The organism is Burkholderia sp. IO2 (assembly GCF_029522185.1).
Lineage (GTDB): Bacteria > Pseudomonadota > Gammaproteobacteria > Burkholderiales > Burkholderiaceae > Burkholderia > Burkholderia cenocepacia.
Genome location: NZ_JAKWFH010000127.1, coordinates 1 through 3,609 on the forward strand (window position 1 = coordinate 1; position 3,609 = coordinate 3,609).

3 protein-coding genes are annotated in these 3,609 nt (G+C 68.6%); all 3 read right to left on the bottom strand.

Translation table 11 applies throughout. The features are described 5' to 3' along the window. Window positions 1–1,685, bottom strand: a 1,685-nt coding sequence (locus tag MMB92_RS35045) for a methyl-accepting chemotaxis protein (RefSeq protein ID WP_277563266.1), incomplete at its 3' end; no start/stop codon positions are given. Window positions 1,686–1,722: 37 nt separating this feature from the next. Then, entirely contained in the window at window positions 1,723–2,238 is a 516-nt protein-coding gene (cheW, locus tag MMB92_RS35050; protein ID WP_006486165.1) for a chemotaxis protein CheW, read from the bottom strand. Window positions 2,239–2,285: 47 nt separating this feature from the next. Beyond that, the coding region (locus tag MMB92_RS35055) for a chemotaxis protein CheW (RefSeq protein WP_253633910.1) at window positions 2,286–3,609 on the bottom strand (1,324 nt) is incomplete at its 5' end.

The window sequence follows — 3,609 nt, forward strand, 5'->3', positions numbered from 1 at the left end:
GTCGGCTGGGCCGCGGCCTGCGGCGCCGGCAGCGCGGCGACCGGCGCGTCGTGGCGCGCGTCCGACGGCAGCGCCGCCGGTTCATGGGCCACCGGCCGCGCGACGCTGCGCGCCGGCGCGAGCACGATGCCGCCCGCGACGCGCCAGCCCGACACGATCGCCTTCATCTGGCGCGTCTGCTCCTCGAGCGACGCGGCCGCGGCGGCCGCCTGCTCGACGAGCGCCGCGTTCTGCTGCGTGACCGCATCCATCTGGCCGACCGCGCGGTTGACCTGCTCGATGCCGGTCGACTGCTCGTCGGACGCGGCGCTGATCTCGCCCATGATGTCGGTCACGCGGCGCACGGCCTGCACGATTTCTTCCATCGTCGCGCCGGCGCGCGCGACGAGCGCCGACCCGCTGTCGACCTTCTCGGCCGAATCGCCGATCAGCTGCTTGATTTCCTTCGCGGCGCTCGCGCTGCGCTGCGCGAGCGAGCGCACCTCGCCCGCGACCACCGCGAAGCCGCGACCCTGCTCGCCGGCCCGCGCCGCTTCGACGGCCGCGTTCAGCGCGAGGATGTTGGTCTGGAACGCGATGCCCTCGATCGTGCCGATGATGTCGACGACCTTGCCGGAGCTGGCCGCGATGTCCTGCATCGTCGATACGACCTGGCCGACCACGTCGCCGCCCTGCGTCGCGATGTCCGACGCGTTCACCGCGAGCTGGCTCGCCTGCCGCGCGTTTTCCGCGTTCTGCCGCACGGTGCCGGTCAGCTGCTCCATGCTCGACGCGGTTTCCTGCAGCGACGCGGCCTGTTCCTCGGTGCGCTGCGACAGGTCGATGTTGCCGGTCGCGATCTCGCGCGCGCCGACGTCGATCGATTCGGTGCCGCGATGCACGGCCTGCACCATCGTCGTGACGGCGTCCTGCATCCGCTTGATGCCGCCGAACAGGCGGCCGATCTCGTTGGTGCTGAACACGTTCACCGGCTGCGTGAGGTCGCCGCCGGCGATGCGCTCGAAGTGCGCGATCGCATCTTCCAGCGGCTTGACGATCAGCCCGCGCAGCGCGAAGCGGATCGCGATCACGACGACGAACGCGATCGCGATGCCGGCCGCGATCAGCGCGATCATCATCGAGATCTGCGACTGCGTCGCGGCCTGGCGTTCTTCCGCGCGCTTTTGCAGCGCGGCGATCACGGCTGCCGCCGTCTGGTCGAACGCGACGAACATCGGGCTGATCTTCGCGTCGGCGATCGCGTGGTACGCGGCCATGTCGCCCGCGCGTGCCGCGGCAAATTCCGGTTCGACGCCTTCCTTCATGATCGTCGTGTAACGCGCGGTGAGCTCGTCGACGAGCGCCTGCTCGACGCCGAGCTTCGGCGTCGACTGGAACGTCTGCCAGTTCTGGTTCGACTTCGCATACAGCTCCTGCGCGCGATCGAGCACCTTCGCCGCGTCGGCCGCATTGCCGGCTTCGGTCAGCGTACGAAAGCGATCGAGCGCGACGCGCGAGCGCAGCAGGTACGCGGCCGTGTCGTCCAGCGTGTGGATCGCCGGCAGGTCGACGTGCGCGATCTCGTCGAGCGAACGGCTCGCGTGATTCAGCGCGTAGAGGCCGAGCCCGCCGACCGCGGCGGCCAGGCACACGAGGATGAGTCCGACCGCCGTGAGCGTCGTGCGGATCGACCAGTTATGCAACATTGCAGATTCTCCCGAAATTGCTGCGCGCGCGGCGCGCTTACCCGCCGAGCGTCTCGATCAGCGCCATTTCACGGCTCGACATCAGCTTCTCGATGTCCATCAGGATCAGCATCCGGCCGTCGACCGTGCCGAGGCCCGTCAGGTACTCGGTCGTCAGCGTCGCGCCGAATTCCGGCGCCGGCATGATCTGGTCGGTCTGCAGCGTCAGCACGTCCGACACGCCGTCGACCACCATCCCGACCACGCGGTTCGACACGTTCAGGATGATCACGACGGTCTGGTGGTCGTACTCGACCCGGCCGAGGTGGAACTTGATCCGCATGTCGACGATCGGCACGATGATCCCGCGCAGGTTGATCACGCCCTTGATGAACTCCGGCGCGTTCGCGATGCGCGTGACGCTGTCGTAGCCGCGGATTTCCTGCACTTTCAGGATGTCGATCCCGTATTCCTCGTCGCCGAGCGTGAACACGAGGAATTCCTGGCCCGTCGCGTCGCCCTGTTCCGCGTCGCGGCGGCTGGTTGCCGCGTTCGCCGCGGCCGGATTGATCATTTGGACTTCAGCAGACACGTTTGCCCCCAATCGGTTGATGGCGAGAGTCAGAAGACGGCGAGCTCGGCGCCGGCACGGGCGCCGTGCGTCGCACGGGTTTCGCGGTTCAGCGCCGCGACGTCGACGATCAGCGCGACGCTGCCGTCGCCCAGGATGGTCGCCGCCGAGATGCCATGGACCTTGCGGTAGTTGGTTTCGAGGTTCTTCACGACCACCTGCTGCTGGCCGACCAGCTCGTCGATCAGCATCGCGAAGCGGCGCCCCTCGGTTTCCATGATCGTGACGATCCCCTGCGTCGGGTCGGTGCGCGCGTCCTCGACCGAGAACACCTCGTGCAGCGCGACCAGCGGCAGGTATTCACCGCGCACGCGCACCACGCGCTCGCCGTTGCCGACCGTGTAGATGTCGTCGTTCGACGGCTGCAGCGACTCCATCACGAAGTTCAGCGGCAGGATGAAGATCTCGCTGCCCACCTTCACCGACATCCCGTCGAGGATCGCCAGCGTGAGCGGCAGCACGATCCGCGTGGTCGTGCCGCGGCCGGCCAGCGACGTGATCTCGACGTGGCCGCCCATCGACTGGATGTTGCGCTTCACGACGTCCATGCCGACGCCGCGGCCCGACACGTCGGTCACCGTCTCGGCGGTCGAGAAGCCCGGCGCGAAGATCAGTTGCCAGACTTCGTCGTCGCTGATGTTCTCGGCGATCTGCATGCCCTGCTTCGCGGCCTTCGCGAGGATCCGCTCGCGGTTCAGGCCCGCGCCGTCGTCGCTCACCTCGATCACGATGTTGCCGCCGTGATGCGCGGCCGACAGCACGAGCTGGCCGACCGCGTCCTTGCCGGCGGCGACGCGCTTGTCGACGGTTTCGATGCCGTGGTCGAGGCTGTTGCGCACCAGGTGCGTGAGCGGATCGATGATCCGTTCGATCAGGCTCTTGTCGAGCTCGGTCGCCTGGCCGAACGTGACCAGTTCGACCTGCTTGCCGAGCTTGCCGGCGAGATCGCGCACGAGCCGCGGGAAGCGGCTGAACACGTAGTCCATCGGCATCATGCGGATCGACATCACCGCTTCCTGCAGGTCGCGCGCGTTGCGCTCGAGCTGCGCCATCCCGTTGAACAGGCGGTCGTGCAGCGCCGGATCGAACGCGCTCGCCGTCTCGGCCAGCATCGCTTGCGTGATCACCAGTTCGCCGACGAGGTTGATCAGCTGGTCGACCTTCTCGACGCCGACGCGGATCGAGCTGCCTTCGGCGCCCGCCGCGGCCGCGGCGGCCGGGCGCGCGCGCTTGTCGTCGTGATGCGCGGCGGCCGGCGCCGCGTGCTCGGCGGGCTGCGGTTGCGCGTGCTGTTGCGACGGCGGCTGCGGCTGC